This window comes from Curtobacterium sp. PvP017, assembly GCF_054060195.1.
In genome coordinates, this window is the sequence record NZ_JBSSCY010000011.1 from 1 (window position 1) to 20,512 (window position 20,512).

General features: G+C 71.4%; 18 protein-coding genes. 2 read left to right on the top strand and 16 right to left on the bottom strand.

Annotation, left to right across the window (positions count from 1 at the left end):
* Positions 1 to 435: 435 nt before the first annotated feature.
* The 15 genes from tyrS to infC form a co-directional block, all read right to left on the bottom strand.
* Positions 436 to 1,749 carry a tyrosine--tRNA ligase gene (tyrS, locus tag ACVKXF_RS16555; protein ID WP_456796379.1) on the bottom strand — a complete coding sequence of 438 codons (1,314 nt, stop codon included), beginning with the start codon at positions 1,747 to 1,749 and terminating at the stop codon, positions 436 to 438.
* 126 nt (positions 1,750 to 1,875) lie between these two features.
* On the bottom strand, positions 1,876 to 2,571 hold the full coding sequence (locus ACVKXF_RS16560; protein WP_456796380.1) for a DNA-3-methyladenine glycosylase: 696 nt from the start codon (positions 2,569 to 2,571) through the stop codon (positions 1,876 to 1,878).
* Positions 2,568 to 4,004 carry an argininosuccinate lyase gene (argH, locus tag ACVKXF_RS16565; protein ID WP_456796381.1) on the bottom strand — a complete coding sequence of 479 codons (1,437 nt, stop codon included), beginning with the start codon at positions 4,002 to 4,004 and terminating at the stop codon, positions 2,568 to 2,570. Before argH ends, ACVKXF_RS16560 begins: the two co-directional genes overlap by 4 nt.
* A gap of 67 nt (positions 4,005 to 4,071) precedes the next feature.
* The gene (locus ACVKXF_RS16570) at positions 4,072 to 5,268 is read right to left on the bottom strand and encodes an argininosuccinate synthase (protein ID WP_340195534.1); all 1,197 of its coding nucleotides are present in this window, start codon (positions 5,266 to 5,268) and stop codon (positions 4,072 to 4,074) included.
* Positions 5,269 to 5,277: 9 nt separating this feature from the next.
* On the bottom strand, positions 5,278 to 6,261 hold the full coding sequence (gene argF / locus ACVKXF_RS16575; RefSeq protein ID WP_456796382.1) for an ornithine carbamoyltransferase: 984 nt from the start codon (positions 6,259 to 6,261) through the stop codon (positions 5,278 to 5,280).
* Positions 6,258 to 7,427 carry an acetylornithine transaminase gene (locus ACVKXF_RS16580; protein ID WP_395871515.1) on the bottom strand — a complete coding sequence of 390 codons (1,170 nt, stop codon included), beginning with the start codon at positions 7,425 to 7,427 and terminating at the stop codon, positions 6,258 to 6,260. The genes argF and ACVKXF_RS16580 overlap by 4 nt, the downstream gene beginning before the upstream one ends.
* Positions 7,428 to 7,477: 50 nt before the next feature.
* Complete coding sequence (gene argB, locus ACVKXF_RS16585) at positions 7,478 to 8,530, bottom strand: acetylglutamate kinase (protein WP_123312128.1); 1,053 nt, start codon at positions 8,528 to 8,530, stop codon at positions 7,478 to 7,480.
* The gene (gene argJ / locus ACVKXF_RS16590) at positions 8,530 to 9,690 is read right to left on the bottom strand and encodes a bifunctional glutamate N-acetyltransferase/amino-acid acetyltransferase ArgJ (RefSeq protein WP_456796419.1); all 1,161 of its coding nucleotides are present in this window, start codon (positions 9,688 to 9,690) and stop codon (positions 8,530 to 8,532) included. The genes argB and argJ overlap by 1 nt, the downstream gene beginning before the upstream one ends.
* 62 nt (positions 9,691 to 9,752) lie before the next feature.
* Entirely contained in the window at positions 9,753 to 10,850 is a 1,098-nt protein-coding gene (locus ACVKXF_RS16595) for an N-acetyl-gamma-glutamyl-phosphate reductase (RefSeq protein ID WP_123312127.1), read from the bottom strand.
* A 78-nt stretch (positions 10,851 to 10,928) separates the two neighbouring features.
* Positions 10,929 to 13,421, bottom strand: coding sequence for a phenylalanine--tRNA ligase subunit beta (gene pheT / locus ACVKXF_RS16600; protein ID WP_456796383.1), 2,493 nt, complete (start codon positions 13,419 to 13,421; stop codon positions 10,929 to 10,931).
* Positions 13,421 to 14,461 carry a phenylalanine--tRNA ligase subunit alpha gene (gene pheS / locus ACVKXF_RS16605; RefSeq protein ID WP_111086283.1) on the bottom strand — a complete coding sequence of 347 codons (1,041 nt, stop codon included), beginning with the start codon at positions 14,459 to 14,461 and terminating at the stop codon, positions 13,421 to 13,423. The genes pheT and pheS overlap by 1 nt, the downstream gene beginning before the upstream one ends.
* Before the next feature lie 67 nt (positions 14,462 to 14,528).
* Positions 14,529 to 15,392, bottom strand: coding sequence for a TrmH family RNA methyltransferase (locus ACVKXF_RS16610; RefSeq protein ID WP_123312124.1), 864 nt, complete (start codon positions 15,390 to 15,392; stop codon positions 14,529 to 14,531).
* 65 nt (positions 15,393 to 15,457) lie between these two features.
* Entirely contained in the window at positions 15,458 to 15,841 is a 384-nt protein-coding gene (gene rplT / locus ACVKXF_RS16615; protein WP_111086285.1) for a 50S ribosomal protein L20, read from the bottom strand.
* A gap of 27 nt (positions 15,842 to 15,868) precedes the next feature.
* Positions 15,869 to 16,063 (bottom strand): 50S ribosomal protein L35, encoded by a 195-nt coding sequence (rpmI, locus tag ACVKXF_RS16620; RefSeq protein WP_111086286.1) that lies wholly within the window; start codon positions 16,061 to 16,063, stop codon positions 15,869 to 15,871.
* Positions 16,064 to 16,123: 60 nt separating this feature from the next.
* Positions 16,124 to 16,810, bottom strand: coding sequence for a translation initiation factor IF-3 (infC, locus tag ACVKXF_RS16625; protein WP_123312123.1), 687 nt, complete (start codon positions 16,808 to 16,810; stop codon positions 16,124 to 16,126).
* A 288-nt stretch (positions 16,811 to 17,098) separates the two neighbouring features.
* On the opposite strand from infC, the gene ACVKXF_RS16630 reads away from it, so the two are divergent.
* Entirely contained in the window at positions 17,099 to 17,455 is a 357-nt protein-coding gene (locus ACVKXF_RS16630) for a DUF1844 domain-containing protein (protein WP_173170823.1), read from the top strand.
* Between the two features lie 104 nt (positions 17,456 to 17,559).
* Here ACVKXF_RS16630 and ACVKXF_RS16635 read toward each other — a convergent pair whose 3' ends face one another.
* Positions 17,560 to 18,882 (bottom strand): phosphotransferase, encoded by a 1,323-nt coding sequence (locus ACVKXF_RS16635; RefSeq protein ID WP_456796384.1) that lies wholly within the window; start codon positions 18,880 to 18,882, stop codon positions 17,560 to 17,562.
* A gap of 141 nt (positions 18,883 to 19,023) precedes the next feature.
* On the opposite strand from ACVKXF_RS16635, the gene ACVKXF_RS16640 reads away from it, so the two are divergent.
* Positions 19,024 to 20,484 carry a CHAD domain-containing protein gene (locus ACVKXF_RS16640; protein ID WP_456796385.1) on the top strand — a complete coding sequence of 487 codons (1,461 nt, stop codon included), beginning with the start codon at positions 19,024 to 19,026 and terminating at the stop codon, positions 20,482 to 20,484.
* The last annotated feature ends 28 nt before the right edge of the window (positions 20,485 to 20,512 follow it).

Consider the following 20,512-nt stretch of genomic DNA (forward strand, 5'->3'; position numbering starts at 1 on the left):
ACCAACCCGAAGGAAGGCCAGGCACGAGGTCAATCAATAAATTGGCATTGACAATGTGCACGCTGTTGAGTTCTCAAGGACCAGACGCACTCCCCACTCAGCACCCGAAGATGCTCCGCCAGAGAGGCTTGTGTACTTGGCTTGCCACCGGTGTGTCGTCGGACCCGGAGGTCCTGTGGCTCATCCCGAGGGGAGAGAACCGGTGGGCTTGTCATCCTAGGCGTCGAAGCGATCGAGCACAAGGCTTGATCTGAACTTCAGTGGAGGACGGTCCCGCTTGAGGGCCGGCGTGCTCTGGGCTTTCGCTCCAGCCGCTCCGCCGCACCTTTGGGGTGACGAGTAGGAACTTTACGCAGGCCTGGGCGGGTGCGCCAAGCCGGGCCCGATCCCGGGCGTGTCGCGTTGTGCAACACGCGTCGTCCGGTGTCCGCAGGGTCAGGCCAGCGTCACACCGGCGAGGGTCTTCTTGCCGCGGCGGAGCACGAGGACTCCCCCGGGCAGGGCGAGGTCCGACAACGGTGCGGCGGGGTCCTCGGCACGGACGTTGTTCACGTACACGCCGCCCTGGTCGATCGCACGCCGGGCTTCGCCGAGGGACTTCACGAGCTCGGTCTCGACGAGGGCCCGTGCCACGTCGGCTCCGGGCTCGAGGGTCACCGATCCCGGCAGCTCCGCGATCGCTGACCGCAGCGTGGCCGGGTCGAGCGCACTGAGGTCGCCGTTGCCGAAGAGCGCGGCCGCGGCGTCGATCGCGGCCTGGGTGGCATCGACCCCGTGCACCAGCGCAGTCACCTCGAACGCCAGGGTCCGCTGCGCTTCGCGTCGGAACGGTTCGTCGGCGACCGCCTGCTCGAGCCGCTCGATCTCGGCGCGGGACAGGAACGTGAACTCCCGCAGGCGGGCGATCACGTCGGCATCCGCCGTGTTGAGCCAGAACTGGTACAGCGCGTACGGCGAGGTCATCTCGGCGTCGAGCCAGATGGCGTTGCCCTCGCTCTTGCCGAACTTCGTGCCGTCCGAGTTCGTGATCAAGGGCGTTCCGAGCGCGTGCACCGTCGCACCCTCGGCACGACGGATGAGCTCCGTCCCCGAGGTCAGGTTGCCCCACTGGTCCGAGCCCCCCGTCTGCAGCGTGCAGCCGTACTGCCGGAAGAGCTCCCGGTAGTCGAGCCCCTGCAGGATCTGGTAGCTGAACTCGGTGTAGCTGATGCCCGCGTCGGAGTTCAGCCGCGCGGCGACGGCGTCCTTCTTGAGCATCGAGTTCACCCGGAAGTACTTGCCGACATCCCGCAGGAAGTCGATGGCGGACATCGGTGACGTCCAGTCCAGGTTGTTCACCAGCCGCACGCCGTTGTCTCCGTCCGCACTGAGGAACCGGGACACCTGCGACTGCAGTCGCGCCACCCACTCGGCGACGGTCTCGCGGGTGTTCAGCGTGCGCTCCGCCGTCGGACGGGGGTCGCCGATGAGTCCCGTCGATCCCCCGACGAGCGCGAGCGGCTTGTGCCCGGCGAGCTGCAACCGACGCATGGTCAGGAGCTGCAGGAGGTTGCCGCAGTGCAGCGACGGTGCCGTGGGGTCGAACCCGCAGTAGTACGTGATCGGGTCACCGTCGAGGGCCTCTTGGAGTGCGGTCTCGTCGGTCGAGACCTGCACCAGACCACGCCAGCGCAGTTCGTCCCACACCGAGGCGAAGGTGGGGTCGTTCTGCTGGCGCGTCAGGACGTCTTGAGCGGTATCACTGGACACCCCGCCATCGTAGCGGCGGCGCACCACCGACAGGCGCCGTCGACCGGGAGGCCCGTGGTGCGTCCGGGCCCACGCCGCCGGTTCCGGCGCGACGCGCCAGCGGCGGGCCGGCCGTGCCGGTGGGGATCAGTCGAGGGCACCCTTGTGCCGTCGGTACGTCGAGACCGTCGGGTCGCCCGTCAACCAGAAGCGCCAGGGGTACTGCGCACCGCCGGCGATGCCGCCGACGCCGGTGCGCGGTCCGCGCGAGACGCGTGGGACCGTTCCGGCCCCGCCGGGGCCGGGTGCGGTCTCGGTCAGGAGTTCCTCGACGACCCGAGCCGGCGGGGCGGAGGCGAGCCGGGCCTCCAGGCCGGGTGCCAACGTGAGCACGAACGGACCGGACCCGTCGAGCAGCGAGGTGCCGTCGTCCTGCCCGAGCACCGCGCCGAGCGCGCCACCGAGGTTGCCGGGGCCGCGCGCCAACGCGACGTCGGCGACCGACGGGCCACGTCGTCTACGTGCTGTCTCGACACCCTCGATCACCTGCGCCCCGCGGAGCAGGGAGCCGGAGGAGGTGCCCGCCGGCGCGCTCACGACGTTGACGCAGGTGTGGATGCCGTACGAGCGGTACGCGTACAGGGTCCCCGGAGCGCCGAACAGGTGACGGTTGCGCTCGGTCGGCCCGCGGTGGCCGTGCGAACCAGGGTCGGTGGGCCCGAAGTAGGCCTCGACCTCGGTGATGCGCAGCGTCACACCCCGGCCCGTGATCGTCGCACCGAGCAGTGCGGGTGCGACGATCGGCGCAGGCTCGGCGAGCATCGCGAGCAGCCCCTCGGTCATCGCGTGAAGGGAGCGCCCTCGGCGAGGTCGTGGACGCGGCGCGTGACGGAGGCCAGCTGCTCGGCGACGCGGTCCGGAGCGGTGCCGCCGACACCAGAGCGGGACGCGACGCTGCCCTCGATCGTGAGCACGGCACGGACACCGGGGGTGAGGTGCTCGGAGACGGAGCGGTACTCGTCGTCGGTCGGGTCGTCGAGCTCGATGCCGCGCTCTTCGCAGTACCGGACCAGCGCACCGGACACCTCGTGGGCGTCACGGAACGGAACGCCCTGGCGGACCAGCCACTCGGCCACGTCGGTCGCCAGCGAGAACCCCTGCGGTGCGAGCTCGGCCATCCGGTCCGTGTCGAACGTGAGCGTCGCGATCATGCCGGTGAAGGCGGGCAGCAGGACCTCGAGCGTGGCGACCGAGTCGAAGACCGGCTCCTTGTCCTCCTGCAGGTCGCGGTTGTAGGCGAGCGGCAGGCCCTTCAGGGTCGCGAGCAGCCCCGTCAGGTTGCCGATGAGACGACCGGACTTGCCGCGTGCGAGCTCGGCGATGTCGGGGTTCTTCTTCTGCGGCATGATGCTCGACCCGGTCGAGAACGCGTCGTGGAGCCGGACGAAGCCGAACTCCTTCGTGTTCCAGAGGATGACCTCCTCCGACAGGCGCGAGACGTCGATGCCGATCTGCGCGAGCACGAACGCGAACTCGGCGACGACGTCGCGGGCGGCCGTGGCGTCGATCGAGTTGTCGGCCGGGCGGTCGAACCCGAGCTCCGCGGCGATCGCGGCGGGGTCGAGGCCGAGCGAACTGCCGGCGAGGGCACCCGCGCCGTACGGGCTGACGCTCGCACGGCCCGCCCAGTCGCGGAGGCGCTCGAGGTCCCGCACGAGCGGCCAGGCGTGCGCCAGCAGGTGGTGCGCGAGGAGGACGGGCTGCGCGTGCTGCAGGTGCGTGCGACCCGGCATGATCGCCGCCGGGTGCTCGTTCGCCTGCTGGGTGATCGCGTCGACCAGGTCGATCACGAGCCGTCCGATGCGCCGTCCGTGGTCGAGCATGTGCATGCGGCCGAGTGTCGCGATCTGGTCGTTGCGGCTGCGGCCGGCGCGGAGCTTGCCGCCGAGTTCCGGACCGAGGTCGGCGATCAGCAGTCGTTCGAGGGCACCGTGGACGTCCTCGTCGGACTCGTCCGGCTGCAGTGTGCCGTCCGCGTGCGCAGCCTCGAGCCGGTCGAGCCCGGCGAGCATGCGCTCGAGCTCGTCCGCCGTCAGGTACCCGGCCGTGTGCAGGGCCCGGGCGTGCGCGCGGGAGCCGGCGATGTCGTACGGCGCGAGCTGCCAGTCGAAGTGCGTCGACTTCGACAGCGCGGCGAGGGCGGCACTCGGGCCGTCGGCGAAGCGGGCGCCCCAGAGGGCTCCGGTGTTGGTGGCGTCGGTCTTCTCGTCGGTCATGTCGTCCTGCGTCGTTGTCGTCGGGCCGGGTGGCGGCGGGTGTCAGTCCGCCGGGTGGCGGCGGGTGTCAGTTCGCCGCGTCGCGGCGGGCGGAGATCTTGCTGGGGAGCGACCAGAGCTCGATGAAGCCCTTGGAGAGGGACTGGTCGAACGTGTCGCCGGTGTCGTACGTCGCGAGGTCGAAGTCGTACAGGCTCTGCTCCGACCGACGGCCGGTCACCGTCGCCCGGCCGCCGAGCAGCTGCAGGCGGACGTCGCCGGAGACGTGCTGCTGGGTGTGGTCGACGAAGGCGTCCAGACTGCGCTTCAGCCCGCCGAACCACAGGCCGTCGTAGACCAGGTCGGCCCATTCCGACTCGACACCGCGCTTGTAGCGGTTCACGTCGCGCTCGAGGGTGAGACGCTCGAGTTCCTCGTGCGCCGTGATGAGCGCGATCGCCGCCGGGGCTTCGTACACCTCGCGCGACTTGATGCCGACGAGGCGGTCCTCGACGACGTCGATCCGGCCGACGCCGTGCTTGCCGGCCACGGCGTTCAGCTCCTGGACGATCCGCAGCACACTGAACCGCTGCCCGTCGAGCGCCACCGGGACCCCGCGCTCGAACGTGATCGTCACCTCGTCCGCGTCACGCTGCACGGCGGGGTCCTGCGTGTAGGCGTAGAGGTCCTCGGTCGGGGCGTTCCACGGGTCCTCGAGGAAACCCGTCTCGACCGCACGACCCCACACGTTCTGGTCGATCGAGTACGGCGACCGCTGCGACTGCTGGATCGGCAGCGCGTGCTGTTCGGCGTACGCGATCGCCTTGTCGCGGGTCAGGGCGAGGTCGCGGACCGGTGCCACGCTCCGCAGGTCCGGGGCGATCGCCGCGACCGCTGCCTCGAACCGGACCTGGTCGTTGCCCTTGCCGGTGCAGCCGTGCGCGACGCTGTCGGCGCCGAGCTGCTTCGCCGTCAGCGCGAGGTGCTTCGCGATGAGCGGGCGGCTCAGCGCTGACACCAGCGGGTAGCGCTTCTGGTACAGCGCGTTGGCCTTGAGGGCAGGCACGATGTACTCGTCGGCGTACTCGTCCTTGGCGTCGACCACGATCGACTCCACGGCCCCGCAGTCGAGCGCGCGCTGCCGGATCGCGTCGAGGTCCTCGCCGCCCTGGCCGACGTCGACCGCCAGCGCCACCACCTCTTTGCCGGTGGCGTCACGCAGCCAGCCGATCCCGACGGAGGTGTCGAGGCCGCCGGAGTACGCGAGGACGACGCGGTCTGCCATGCGGTGCGCCTACGCGGTTGCCGCGGCGGTCGCGGACGCGGTCGCGGTCGCGGTCGCGGTCGCGGTCGCGCCGTTCGCGGCGAGGAGCCAGGCCAGCAGCGCCTTCTGGGCGTGCAGACGGTTCTCCGCCTCGTCCCAGATGATGCTGCGCGGCCCGTCGATGACGTCGGCGGTCACCTCGAAGCCGCGGTCGGCGGGCAGGCAGTGCATGAACACCGCGTCGTCGGCGGCGTGCGCCATGAGGGCGTCGTCCACCCGGTACCCGGAGAAGGTGTCCAGGCGGGACTGCTTCTCGGACTCCTTGCCCATCGACACCCACGTGTCGGTGACCACGACGTCGGCGCCGGCGACCGCGGCCACCGGGTCGGTCACGACCAGCACGGACCCACCGGTCTCGGCCGAACGGTGCTCGGCATCGGTGACGACCTGCGGCGAGGGCGAGAACTCGGCCGGGGCAGCGACCCGGACATGCACGCCCGCCGTCGCGCCGGCGAGCAGGTAGGACTGGGCCATGTTGCTCGCACCGTCGCCGATGAACGCCACCGTCTGGCCCGCCAGCGTGCCGCGGTGCTCGCGGATGGTGAGCAGGTCGGCGAGCAGCTGGCACGGGTGGAAGTCGTCGGACAGCGCGTTGACGACGGGGACGGTCGTGTCGGCAGCCATCTCCTCGAGACCGGCCTGGCCGTAGGTGCGCCAGACGATCGCCGACACCATGCGCTCCAGCACACGGGCGGTGTCGGACGGGGTCTCCTTGCCGCCCAGCTGGCTGTTCGCCGTCGAGATGATCAGCGGGCTGCCGCCCAGGTCGGAGATGCCGACGTGGAACGACACCCGCGTGCGCGTCGACGACTTGTCGAAGATGACCGCGACGCTCTGCGGGCCGGCGAGGGGCTTCGCACCCCAGCGGTCGGCCTTCATCTGGTCGGCGATGTCGAGGATCGCGGACTGCTCGGCCTGGCTGAGGTCGTCGTCCCGGAGGAAGTGGCGGGTCATGCGGAGGTCTCCTGGGCGGCAGCGACGGCCGCGAGGCTCTGGGCGAGGATCGACACGAACTCGTCGATCTCGGCGTCGGACACGATGAGCGGCGGCGCGAGGCGCAGGCTCGACTCGTTCGGGGCGTTGATGATGAGGCCACGCTCGAGCGCGGCGGCGTTGACCGCAGCTGCGACCGGACCCGTGAGCCCGACGCCGATGAGCAGGCCGGTGCCGCGGACCTCCTCGACGAGCGGCGAACCGATGCCGGCGATGCCGGCCCGGATCCGCTCGCCCTTGACCACGGCGGCCGCGACGAGGTCGGCGCGCTCGATCTCGGCGAGCACCGCGTTCGCCACCCGGGTGCCGAGCGGGTTGCCACCGAAGGTCGAACCGTGCTGGCCGGCCGAGAACAGGTCGGACGCCCACCCGAAGGTCACGAGCGCACCGATCGGGAAGCCGCCGGCGATGCCCTTGGCCACCGTGATGGCATCGGGCGTGAAGCCGTGCCCCTGGTAGGTGAACCAGTTGCCCGTCCGTCCGACGCCGGTCTGGATCTCGTCGAGGATCAGCAGCGCACCGTGCTCCTCGGTCAGTCGGCGTGCCGCGAGCAGGAAGCCCTCCGGCAGGTCGACGACGCCGGCCTCACCCTTGATCGGCTCGATGATGATCGCCGCGACGGTGTCGTCGATCGACGCTTCGAGCGCTGCGACGGTGGAGTCGATGTGCTCGACACCCGGGATCATCGGCAGGAAGTCCTGCTGCAGCGCGGGCTTGCCGGTGAGCGCGAGCGCACCCATCGTGCGACCGTGGAACCCCTGCTTGAGCGCGAGGATGCGGGTCTTCTGCCCGTCCGCGCCCTTGTTCAGGCGCGCGAGCTTGAAGGCGGCCTCGTTCGCCTCGGCACCGGAGTTGCCGAAGTACACGCGCCCGGCGTCGCCCGCACCGGTGATGCGCTTGAGGCGCTCCGCGAGCTCGAGCTGCGGCGGGGTCGCGAAGTAGTTCGACACGTGCACGAGCTTCGCGGCCTGGTCGGCGATCGCCTCGACCAGGACGGGGTGCGCGTGGCCGAGCGAGTTGACGGCGATGCCCGCCAGGAAGTCGAGGTACTCGTTGCCCTCGACGTCCCAGACACGGCAGCCCTGTCCGCGCTCGAGCATGATCTTCGGCGGCGTCAGGGATCGCATGAGCGACGCCCCGAACCGGTCGTTCCAGGTCTCGGTCTGCGTCTCGCTGCTCACTGCTGCTGCCCCTTCTCGGTCGTGCTGGCCACGTGTTGGCCGGTGCTGGTGCTCGTCGACGGTGCTGCCACGCGTCGGCCGATCTCGGCGTGGGTCATCTGGTTCTCGGTTCGTCGGCTCGGGTCCGGGATCACCTCGGTGCCCGCACCGCGCAGGGTGAAGACCTCGAGCAGGATCGAGTGCGGGATCCGGCCGTCGATGATCGTCGCCCCGCCGACCCCGCCGACCACGGCGTCGAGGCACGCGGTCATCTTCGGGATCATGCCCGACTCGAGGGACGGCAGGAGCTCGCGGAGCTCTTCGACCGCGATGAGGTCCACGAGCGAGTCGCGGTCCGGCCAGTTGCGGTACAGGCCGGGGACGTCGGTGAGCATGATGAGCTTCGACGCACGCAGCGCGATCGCCAGGGCACCGGCCGCGGCGTCGGCGTTCACGTTGAGCGCCTGGTCCGGGTGGGCGTCGTCGATCGCGATGCTCGAGACCACCGGGATCCGGCCGGCCTCGATCGCGGCGAGCACCCCGGAGGGGTCGACGTGGGTGATGTCACCGACGTGGCCGAGGTCGTACTCCTGCCCGTCGACGACCACGCCCTTCTGCTCACCGGTGAACAAGGACCCGCCGTCGCCGAACACGCCGACGGCCAGGCCTTCGCCGTGCTCGTTCATCAGGTCCACGATCTCGCGGTTGACCTCGCCCGCCAGGACGTCGCGGACGACCGTGATCGCCTCGGTCGTGGTGACGCGGTAGCCACCTCGGAACTCGGACTCGATGCCCTGTTCCTTGAGCGCGGCCGAGATCTGCGGACCCCCACCGTGCACCACGACGGGGTGCAGGCCGGCGTAGCGGAGGTAGACCATGTCCTCGGCGAACGCCCGCTTGAGATCGTCGTTCACCATGGCGTTGCCGCCGAACTTGACGACGACGACCTTGCCCGAGAAGCGCTTGAGCCACGGCAGGGACTCGATCAGGGTCGCGGCCTTGACCGCCGCGAACTCGTGTTCTTCTTCCTTCGTGAGGGGCGTCCCGGCCCCTTCGGTGTCGTTCGCCATCAGCTGGAGTACGCGCTGTTCTCGTGCACGTAGTCGTGCGTGAGGTCGTTGGTCAGGATCGTCGCCGCGTGCGTCCCGACACCGAGGTCGATGCGCACGTGGGTGTCGCGCGGCGTCAGGTCGACGGTGTCGCTCGGCTGGTCCGGCGCACCGGCGTGGCAGACCCGGACACCGTTCATGCTGACGTCGACCGCGTACGGGTCGAAGTCGGCGTCCGTCGTGCCGATCGCCGCGAGCACCCGGCCCCAGTTCGGGTCGTTGCCGAAGACCGCCGCCTTGAACAGGTTGTTGCGGGCGACGCTCCGGCCGACGGCCACGGCGTCGTCCTCGGTCGCGGCGTGCACGACCTCGATCGTGATGTCGTGGCTCGCGCCCTCGGCATCCTGCTGCAGCTGGCGGGCCAGGTCCGCGCAGACCGCGGTCAGTGCTTCCTGGAAGTCGCCGACCTCGGGCGTCACCCCGCTCGCGCCCGACGACAGCAGCACGACGGTGTCGTTCGTCGACATGCAGCCGTCCGAGTCGACGCGGTCGAAGGTGATGCGGGTGGCCGCGCGGAGCGCCTGGTCGAGCTGGTCCGGCGTCTGGACGGCGTCGGTGGTGATCACGACGAGCATCGTCGCGAGCCCTGGTGCGAGCATGCCCGCGCCCTTCGCCATGCCGCCGACGGTCCAGCCGTCCTCGGTCACCACGGACTGCTTCGCCTTGGTGTCGGTCGTCATGATCGCCGTGGCCGCGTCCGGGCCGCCGTCGGCGCTGAGTGCGGCGCTCGCCAGGTCGACCCCGCGCAGCACGCCGTCGCGGAAGGTCTGGTCGCCGACCCCGATCAGGCCGGTGGAGCAGACGACGACGTCGCCGGCGCCGATGCCGAGGGCGTCGCCCACTGCTTCGGCGGTCATGTGCGTGGTCTGGAAGCCGAAGGGGCCCGTGAAGCAGTTGGCACCGCCGGAGTTCAGGACGACGGCACGCGCAGCGCCGTCACCGACGACCTGGCGGGACCAGATCACCGGGTGCGCCTGCGCACGGTTGCTGGTGAACACCGCGGCCACGGCCGCGTCGGGGCCGTCGTTGACGACGAGCGCCACGTCCGGCTTGCCGCTGGTCTTGAGGCCGGCGGTCACGCCGGCCGCGCGGAAGCCCGCTGCTGCGGTCACGCCCTGCAGGGCCGGGAGGCCCGTGGCCGCGTCCGTCCCGCCGGTGGCGGTCGGTTCGTTGCTTGCGTCGGTCACGGTGCGACTCCGTCCACGCTCAGGCCCAGGGTCTCCGGCAGACCGAGGGCGATGTTGGTCGACTGGACGGCGGCGCCCGCCGTGCCCTTCGCGAGGTTGTCGAGTGCCGTCACGGCGACGACGCGGCCAGCGGCCTCGTCGACGGCGATGCCGACGAGTGCGGTGTTCGCACCGATCGTGTCCGCGACCCGGGGGAACTCGCCCTCGGGCAGCAGGTGCACGAACGGCTCGTCGGCGTAGGCCTGCTCCCAGGCGAGTCGCACGTCGCGCGCGCTCACCCCGGGGGTGATCTTGGCGGTCGTCGTCGCGAGGATGCCGCGCGACATCGGGACGAGCACGGGCGTGAACGAGATGGTCACGTCGGCAGCACCCGCCACGACCAGGTTCTGCTGGATCTCCGGGACGTGCCGGTGCGTGCCGCCGACCGCGTAGGCGCTGGCGGAGCCCATGATCTCGGACGCCAGGTAGGTGTTCGCGAGCTTCTTGCCGGCACCGCTCGGGCCGACGCTCAGCACCGCGACGATGTCGTCCGACTCGACGAGTCCGGCCTGGATGCCCGGCTGGATGCCGAGCGTCACCGCGGTGACGTTGCACCCGGGGACGGCGATCCGCTTGGTGCCGACCAGGGCCGAGCGCTGCTTGCCCTGCGATGCGATGTCCTCGACCTCGCGCCACTCGTCGGCCGAGCCGGGGGCCGGGGCGGCGAGCAGGAGCTCGGGCAGGCCGTAGGTCCAGGCACCGTGGTACTCGCCGCCGTAGAACTGCTCCCAGGCCGCGGGGTCCGTCAGGCGGTGGTCCGCGCCGCAGTCCACGACGAGGGCTTCGTCACCGAGCTCCTCGGTGATCGCGCCGGACTGACCGTGCGGCAGCGCCAGGAACACGACGTCGTGCCCCCGGAGCGTCTCGGCCGTCGTCTTCTCGAGGGTCAGGTGCGACAGCGAGCGGAGGTGCGGCTGCGTCGCGATCAGCGGCTGTCCGGCGTTCGAGAACGCCGTCACCGTCCTGACGTCGAACTCGGGATGGGCGGAGAGCACGCGCAGGAGCTCGCCACCCGCGTAGCCGGAGGCTCCCGCCACGGCGACGGATACGGACATGGGATTCCACCTTTGGTCGGACTGGTCGTCGAGAGAGTCGGAGGCGGCGACCCCGGGCGGTGCTGATCCCGTCGTGGGTCAGTCGCGCAGGGTCGCCCCGAATCGCTCGCCGGCACGTCGGACTGCGCCGTCGCGGGCCTCGGTGGCCTCGGCAGCGGTCAGCGTGCGGTCCGTGGCACGGAAGCGCAGGGCGAACGTCAGGGACTTCTGTCCCTCGTCCACGCCGGAGCCCCGGTAGTCATCCACGAGCCGAGCATACTCCAACAGGTCTCCGGCACCAGAGCGGACCGCATCCAACACGTCACCGGCCGGGACCCCGGCGTCGACGACCAGGGAGAGGTCCTGCGTCGCAGCGGGGTACGACACGATCGGCGCGACCGCGACGAGGTCGGGGGCCGCGGCCACCATGGCGTCGAGGTCGAGCTCGACCACGGCCACCACGCGGGGCAGCACCGCAGCAGCGGACAGCTCCGGCAGGAGTTCGCCAGCGACGCCCACGACGGTGTCGCCCACGAGCAGCGACGCCGCGCGGCCCGGGTGCAGCGACGGGTGGGTGGTCTGCGCGACGCGGAGTTCGACGCCGACGGCCCACGCGACCTGTCGCGCCGCGTCGATCGCGTCGGCGATGCCGTACGGCTCGGCGGTGACGCCGGCCTGCTTGACGACTCGGTTGCCGGTGAGCAGCGCGGACACGTGGAACGGCTGTGCGGGCAGGGACGCGTCGAGTGCCTGGAGCGTCGCACGGTCGGGCAGCGCGGCACCGGCCGGGACCTCGTCGGTACCGAGCGTCACGCCCGTCGCCGGCAGGAACACCCGCGAGGTCTCGTAGAGCGCGACATCGAGCAGGCCGCGCGCCACGTTGCGGCGGGCGGCGTCGACGAGGGCCGGTACTCCGCTGCGGCGGAGCAGGTTCTGCTCGCTGTCGAGGGCGTTCGCGAGCACGACGCTCGGGCCGCCGTCCGGGTCGATCCCCGGGTAGGCGTCCTGGGTCGCCGCGGAGACGAACGGTGCCGTCACCGCTTCGACCAGGCCCGCCGCCGCGAGGGCCGCGGAGACCCGACGTCGCGCCTGCTGGTGCGGGGTGAGTCCGCGTCCGGGCGGGGCGACGGGCAGCACGCTCGGGATGCGGTCGTACCCGACGATCCGCGCGACCTCCTCGACCAACGTGGTGTCGTCGGTGAGGTCGGGGCGCCAGGTCGGCGGCGTGACGGCGAGCTGCTCGCCGTCGGCCTGCACCGTGGCGCCGATCGCGCGGAGGGTGTCGACGACCTCGGTGTCGGTGTAGTCCACACCGATGAGCTCGGCCGGACGAGTGGTCCGCATGGAGACCGTCGCGCGGGGCTCGGTGTCGACGAGGGTCGATCCGAGGGCGTCGGCCGTCCCACCCGCCAGCTCGACGAGGAGCTCGACGGCGCGGTTCGCAGCGGCCTCGGCCACGAGCGGGTCGACGCCGCGCTCGAAGCGACGGGAGGCTTCGCTCGGCAGCTTGTGCCGGCGAGCGGTCCGCGCGATCGAGACCTGGTCGAACCCGGCGGCCTCGATCAGGACGTCGGTCGTGCTCGCCGAGATCTCGGTCCGCGCACCGCCCATCACGCCGGCGAGTCCGACGGGACCGTCGTCGTCGGTGATGACGAGGTCCTCGGGGTCGAGCTTCCGCACGGCGCCGTCGAGGGTCTCCAGCGTCTCGCCCGCAGTCGCACGACGGACGCCCAGGCCACCACGCACGGTCGACAGGTCGTACCCGTGCAGCGGCTGGCCGAGTTCGAACATGACGTAGTTCGTGATGTCGACGGGCAGTGAGATCGAGCGGACGCCTGCCAGGGCGAGGCGGGACACCATCCAGGCGGGTGTCTTCGCCGCGGGGTCGATGCCGCGGACGACCCGGGTGACGAACGTGCTCGCGCCGACGCGACCCCGGATCGGTGCCCGGTCGTCGATCGTCACCGAGAAGCCCTCGGCCGTGCGGGGGGCCACTCGGTCGACGGGGTCGTGGAAGCTCGCCCCGGTGGCGTGGGCGTACTCGCGCGCGACACCGCGCATGCTCAGCACGTACCCGCGGTCCGGCGTGACGTTGATCTCGACCGCGGCGTCGTCGAGGCCGAGGAGCGCGATGGCGTCCTCGCCCACGGTCGGCTCCATGTCGAGGTCCGCGAAGCGGAGGATGCCCTCGTGCTCGTCGCCGAGACCGAGCTCACGTGCCGAGGCGATCATGCCGTCGGATACGTGGCCGTAGGTCTTGCGGGCCGCGATCGGGAACGGGCCGGGCAGCACGGCGCCGGGCAGCGTGACGACGACGAGGTCGCCCACGTCGAAGTTGTGCGCACCGCAGACGATGCCGCGCGGCTCGGGCTCGCCGACGTCCACCTGGCACCAGTTGATGGTCTTGCCGTTCTTCTGCGGCTCGGGGACGCGTTCGAGCACCCGGCCGACCACGACGGGGCCGGTCAGGTCGAAGGTGTGGACGTCCTCTTCCTCGAAGCCGACCGACACGAGCGCCGCGTGGACGTGCTCGAGGGTGACGTCCTCGGGGAGGTCGACGGACTCGCCGAGCCAACGGAGTGGGACGCGCATCAGACCACCGTTCCGAACTGCTGCGAGAAGCGGATGTCGCCCTCGAGGAAGTCACGCATGTCGTTCAGGCCGTTGCGGAACTGCAGCGTCCGCTCGATGCCCATGCCGAAGGCGAAGCCCTGGTACTCGTCCGGGTCGATCCCGGCGGCACGCAGGACGTTGGGGTTGACCATGCCGCAGCCACCCCACTCGACCCACCGGGCGCCGCCCTTGGCGTTCGGCTGCCAGACGTCCATCTCGGCGCTGGGCTCGGTGAACGGGAAGTAGTTCGGGCGCAGGCGGATCTGGGCCTCGGCGCCGAAGACCTGGCGGGCGAAGTGCTCGAGCGTGCCGCGCAGGTGCGCCATCGTCAGGCCCTTGTCGATCGCGATGCCCTCGACCTGGGTGAAGACCGGCAGGTGCGTGGCGTCGAGCTCGTCGGCGCGGTACACACGGCCCGGGGCGATGACGTAGAGCGGGAGGTCGCGGGACAGCAGCGACCGCACCTGCACGGGCGACGTGTGGGTGCGCATGACGAGGTGCCGGTCGACGGGCTCGACGAAGATCGTGTCCGCCATGGCCCGGGCCGGGTGGTCCTGGTCGAAGTTCAGGGCGTCGAAGTTGAACCACTCGTGCTCGAGCTCGGGGCCTTCTGCCACTTCCCACCCCATGCCGACGAAGATGTCCGCGACGGCTTCGTTGAGGAGCGAGAGCGGGTGGCGCGAGCCGGTCGGGCGGTGCGTCGGCAACGCGGTGACGTCGACGCGCTCGGCCTCGAGCCGCGCGCGCTCTTCCGCCACGGCGAGGACCGACTCCTGCTCCGCGATCGCCGCGTTCAGCCGGCCGCGGGCCTGGCCGACGAGCTTGCCGGCGGCAGCCTTCTGCTCCGGCGGCACACTGCGCATCGACGCGTTCATCCGAGCCAGCGGCGACTGCTCACCGGTGTGCTCGGCCCTGGCCTGCTTCAGTTCGGCGACCGTCGTCGTGGCGCGGACAGCGGCGAGTGCTGCGTCCACGGCGTCGGCGACGGCCGATTCGCTGATCTCGAGAGGTTCTGACACGAGACCCAAGCCTACCGGCCGACGGGATACCACCCGCCTGCACCGGTCGGACTGTGGAGAGGAGGGGTCAGCTCCGGAGCGCGAACGCCGACTCGTACAGGCAGACCGAGGCAGCCGTCGCCAGGTTCATCGATTCCGCCTGGCCGTAGATCGGCACCTTCACCGCACGGTCGACGAGCGCGAGGTCCTCGGTGGTGAGCCCGCGGGCCTCGTTGCCGAACACCCACGCGGTCGGGCCGTCGAGCATGCCCTCGGCCCGGACCACCGGCAGGTCGTCGCCCGACACGTCGGCCGCGAGCACCGTGTACCCGAGCGCCTTCGCCCGCGCGATCGTGTCGGCCAGGGTCACGCCCACCGACACCGGCACGTGGAACAGCGAGCCCGTGGTCGAACGGACGACCTTCGGGTTGTACGGGTCCACCGACCGCCCGGTGAGGACCACCGCGTCGGCGCCGGCGGAGTCGGCGGCGCGGATGATCGTGCCGGCGTTCCCCGGGTCCCGCACCTCTTCGAGGATGGCGACCAACCCCGGCAACGTGGCCGGCTCGTCGGCGTCCCCACGGGCCTCCAGGTCGACGGCAGCAGCTGCGTCACCGACGCGACGGTCGGGGAAGACGTCCTTCACCGACGTCGGGAACTGCTGACAGACGGCGACGACGCCCTGGGGCGTCACGGTGTCCGCCATCGCGTCGAGCACCTGCTCCGTCACGAACCAGGTGTCGACCGGCGCGTCGTCGAGCCCGTAGCGGGCTGCGGCCGTCGGCGTCACGTAGAGCTCGCGCAGGAGCTCCGGGGCGTACTCGAGTGCTTCACGCACCGCCTGCGGCCCTTCCAGCAGGAACAAGCCCGTTTCGGCACGGACGTCCTTCTTCGACAGGGCCGCGACGGCCTTCACGCGTCCGGCACGGGGGTTCTCGAGGAGATCGCTCACGACCCAAGTCTAGGAACGACGAAACCCCCGCCGTGCGGCGGGGGTTTCGCGAGCAGAAGAACTGACTACGCAGCCTTCGGGGCCGAGGTGTCGGCCGGGAGGGCCTTCTTCGCGGTCTCGACGAGCGCGGTGAAGGTCTCGGGGTTGTTCACCGCGAGGTCGGCGAGGATGCGACGGTCGACCTCGACACCGGCCAGACCCAGACCCTGGATCAGACGGTTGTAGGTGAGGCCGTTCGCACGGGACGCAGCGTTGATGCGCTGGATCCACAGGCGACGGAACTCGCCCTTCTTCGCGTGACGGTCGCGGTACGCGTAGACGAGGGAGTGGGTGACCTGCTCCTTGGCCTTGCGGTACAGACGCGAACGCTGGCCGCGGTAGCCCTCGGCGCGCTCGAGGATGACGCGGCGCTTCTTGGCGGCGTTGACCGCTCTCTTTACTCGTGCCATTGCACTATTCCTTTACGATCCGGGGGCTCAGTGGCCGAGGAGCTTCTTGACGTTCTTCGCGTCTGCCTTGGAGAGGACCTGGTCCTCGTTCAGGCGGGCCTTGCGCTTGGAGCTCTTGACCTCGAGGTTGTGACGCATACCGGCCTGCTGCTTCATGACCTTGCCGGTACCGGTGATCTTGAAGCGCTTCTTCGACCCGGAGTGGGTCTTCTGCTTGGGCATGGTGGTGCCTTTCCGTGGGATGGATGGGGGCCGCGTCGTTGCGGGGTCGGTCGGGGTGACCTACTCGGCGGGGCTGTCGCTGTCGGCGGGCACGGAGGCCTGCTCGGGTGCGGCGTCCGCCGCCGGCGCCTCGGCCGGCTGGTCCTTCGCTGCGTGCTCGGACGCACGACGCTCGGCCTTCTGTGCAGCGCGCTTCGCGTTCTGCTCGCCCTTGACGTCGGACTTGTTCTTGAGGGGGGCGATGATCATCGTCATGTTGCGGCCGTCCTGGGTCGGACGGGACTCGACGACGCCGAACTCGGCGATCTCCTCCGCGAACTTGTGGAGGAGACGGACACCCTGCTCCGGACGCGACTGCTCGCGGCCACGGAAGAGGATCATCGCCTTCACCTTGTCGCCACCGAGGAGGAACCCCTCGGCGCGCTTGCGCTTCGTCTCGTAGTCGTGCACGTCGATCTTCAGACGGAAACGGACCTCTTTCAGGTCCGTGTTCACCTGGTTGCGACGGGCTTCCTTGGCCTTCTGAGCGGCCTCGTACTTGAACTTGCCGTAGTCCATGATCTTGGCCACGGGCGGCTTCGAGTTCGGCGCGACCTCGACCAGATCCAGTTCGGCTTCCTGCGCGAGGCGCAGTGCCATGGCGATCGGGACAACGCCGACCTGCTCACCCTGCGGGCCGACGAGTCGGACTTCGGGAACGCGGATTCGGTCGTTGGTACGGGGATCGGTGATGCGGAGCTCCTTCAATCAGGTGGTGGTCGTCCGGGACGTATGCCCTGGACGACAGCACGAGAGAGGAGATCTGACGCACGGATCGGAACCCGTTCGGCAGCCGCCCTGCGTCGGATCCGTGGACCCGACCGACGTGTGCACCCAGTTGCGGTGCACTCGCGGAGCGGTGGTGACCCGGTAGCCTGGTGGAACGCGGCCGCGGGTGGGAGAGACTCCTCTTTCGTGACACCGTCCGAGCGATCCAGGAGAACCTGGTGGCACACGGACAGCATCTGCCGCGAGCAAGTCTAGCAGAGGAGCACCGTGACCGACACCCCGATCGACGACGACGGCAGCGGCATCGACGCCGCCAGGGACATCTCGGAGGTGCCGGCCGTCGAACTCATCAACACCGTGGCCGTGCACCTGCTCAGCGCGGCGGCCGTGAAGGTCGGCCTGGCCGACGACCCGCAAGAGCAGACCGACCTCGACGAGGCGCGCAAGCTCATCACCGCGCTGGCCGGCCTGGTCACCGCTGCGGCGACCGAGATCGGCGACCACCACGCCCGTCCGCTGCGCGACGGCCTGCGTTCGGTGCAGCTCGCGTTCCGCGAGGCGTCGGCGATCCCGGACGCGCCGGGCGCCGGCCCGGGCGAGAAGTACACCGGCCCCGTCAACTGACGGCTGGCAGCTGACGCGCGACGGGCTCTGTCCGTCAGGGCGTCGGACGGGAGGCCCGTGGCGGGATCGCCACGGGCCTCCCGTCCGTCTCGGGGGTGCGTGGGTCAGGACGCGCCGCGGCCGACCAGGCGCGTGACGGCCGCGAGCGGGATGCCGACCCAGTCGGGTCGGTTCCGGGTCTCGTAGACGACCTCGTAGACGGCCTTGTCGAGCTCGAACGCGTCGAGCAGCTCGCGGTGGGCGCTGAGGTCCGCGCCGGTCCCCCGCTGGTAGCCGGCGAGGAATCGCACCCGGGCCTCGTCCGCCCACGCTGCGGCGTCGACCGGTTCCGCGTCGTGCGCCAACGCTCCGGCGACGTAGTCGAACGACCGGAGCATGCCGGCGACGTCACGGAGGGTGACGTCCGGCAACGAGCGTTCGGCCAGGGGACGGAGCGGCTCCCCCTCGAAGTCGAGGAAGACCCAGCCGCGCGGCTCGGGGGCGGCGAGCACCTGGCCGAGGTGCAGGTCGCCGTGGATGCGCTGCAGGTCCGGCCAGGGCGTCGCCGTGGCACCGGCGTAGACCGCTCGGATCGCATCCGCGTGCTCGGCGACGGGCGGGGCCTCGCGCGCGGCCGTGTCGAGCCGCTCGTGCATCGTCGCGACCGCTGCGTCTCGTCGGGCCGCGTCGGCGGGTTCGGACGGCAGCGCCTCGGCGAGGGTGCGGTGGACGTCGGCCAGCGCCGCACCGAGCTGCTCGGCCCGGTCACCGAAGGGTGTGCCGGCGTGTGCTTCCTCGAGCGCCACGCGCCAGGCGTCCTCGAGGCCCGGGAGGAACTCCTGCGCGAACGCGAGGTGGCCGGTCGCCGTGCCGCTGCCCTGTCCGACGTCGGGCCAGCTGCCCCGCAACGCGCCGTAGACCAGGGGGACCCGTGCACTGCCGGCTGCGGACAACGCGAGCTGCGTCGTGACGTCGGGGTTGTCGCCGTGGTGCAGGACGCGGAACACCTTGATGATGACCCGGGCACCGGACTCGGTGTCGCAGATGACCGAGGTGTTGGACTGCTCACCGGTCAGGACGCGCGCACCGGTGACCCGGCCGATGGGACGCAGGCTTTGCGGGTCGGCGTCGATGCGTGCGGCGAGCGCCGTGATCCACGCGTGGTCGGCGGTGGCGTCGGCGATGGTGCCGTCGGGGCCGCTGGTCACGGGTGACTGGTACAGGACCGGAGCCGCGGGTGCTGCGGGGGCTTCGTCGAGGACGAGTCGGGTGCCGTCGGCGGTGGAGAGGGTGCGGAGGCGCGGCACGGACCCCTTCGACGCGTACCACCGGCGGTCGGCGATCCAGGACTCGAGGTCGTCGTCGCTGGGGGCGGTGTCGCCGGGGTCGGGTGCGGTGTCGCTGGTGTCGGGTGCGGTGTCGCTGGGGTGGCGGGCTCCGTCGCTCATGCTGCGGACCGTACGCGCCGAGTGCTGGCGAGGTGCCGAGTCCGTTCCTCATCCCTGCACAGCTCGCGGTTCTGGGCCACCCGTCCACAGAACGCGCCCGCGCTCGGACCGCACGGGCGCCGGCGGACGACACTTGCGGACATGCCGAGCCAGCACCCCGCCCCCGACACCGCCCGCACCGACCCCCGCCGGAGCTGGCGGATCCCCGACGACCGCCGACTGCCCGCGCTCGAGCCCCTCGCGTCGGCCGTCGAACGGCACGAGGCCGTGACGCTCCGCGAGACCCTCTGGGACACCGAGGAGCGCGTGCTCGCGGGCGAAGGGGTGACGCTCACCCGTGCCCACGACGGTTCGTGGAGCCTCGACCGCGGCGAGGGTCCGGAGCCGCTGGGCCCGGACCTCGACTTCCCCGACGTCGAGCAGCCCCCGCGCGATGCGGTCGAGGTGTTCCTGCGCGGGCGGGCGGTGGGGACGGTCCGCCTCCGGGACACCACGACGACCCTCGTCACCCTGGGCGGCAAGGACGGTCGGGTCCGGGCCGAGATCGCCGACGTCCGGGTGGACGAAGGCGACCCGGACACCACCACGCTGCGGTCCGCGCGGTGGTGGGCGCTGTCGGACGACGGGCGGGACGGCGCCACCGCACGAGCGGCGGAGCGGGCCCTGGACGACGCGGCCACCGAGCCACCGTCGACCTCGGCCGTCGCGGTCCCGCCGACTCCCGTGCTCGCACCGGAGCGGCGCGGCAACCGGGCGAAGCGACCACGTTCGGGCACCGCTGCTGCGTTCGTGCTGCGGGTGCTCGAGTCGCTGCGCACCGACCTCGTCGCGGTCGACCCGCGGGTCCGTGCCGACGAGCACGAGTCCGTGCACGACTTCCGCAAGGTGGTCCGTCGGCTGCGGAGCGTGCTCGCGGCGTACCGCGGAGCGCTCGACCGCGACGCGACCGAAGCGCTGCGGGCCGCCCTCGCCCAGGTCGGACGGGTCGCCGGTGCCGCCCGCGACGCCGAGGTCCTGCACGGCGGGCTGTTCCGGTCGGCAGCGCGGGCTCCCGACGGGTTCGTCGACGCGCCGACGCTGGACCGGATCGGCGAGCGTGCGGCGGCGCTCCGGAGCGCGGCCGCAGCGGAACTCCGCCAGGTCCTGCGTTCCGACGACTGGTTCCGCGCGCTCGATGCGCTGGACCAGATCCTGCTCCGCGCCCCGGCCGGACCGCACGCCCAGGACGACGCCGCCGCCTTCGTCGCGAAGCGCGTCGACCGCGAGCGCGCCCGGGTCCGGCGGCTGATCGACGCCGGATCGAACGACCTCGACGCCCTGCACGAGATCCGGAAGGCGGCACGGCGCCTGCGGTACGCGCTGCAGGCAGCCGGTGACGTCGCCGACCTGGGGAAGCGGCGGCTCGGTCGGCTGCGGCGGGTGCAGGAGACGCTCGGCGACGCCCTCGACGCCGCCCACGCGGCAGCCGCCTACCGTCGGCTGTCCGGTCCCGCTGCTCGGGACGGCGCCGACACCTTCGGGTACGGGGCGCTGGCGACGGCCGAGCACGCGGTGCTCGAGCGGGGGCTGCGACGCTCGAGGAAGGTGCTCGCCCGGCTGTGAGCGAGGCCGGGCGTGATGCTCGGCGCGC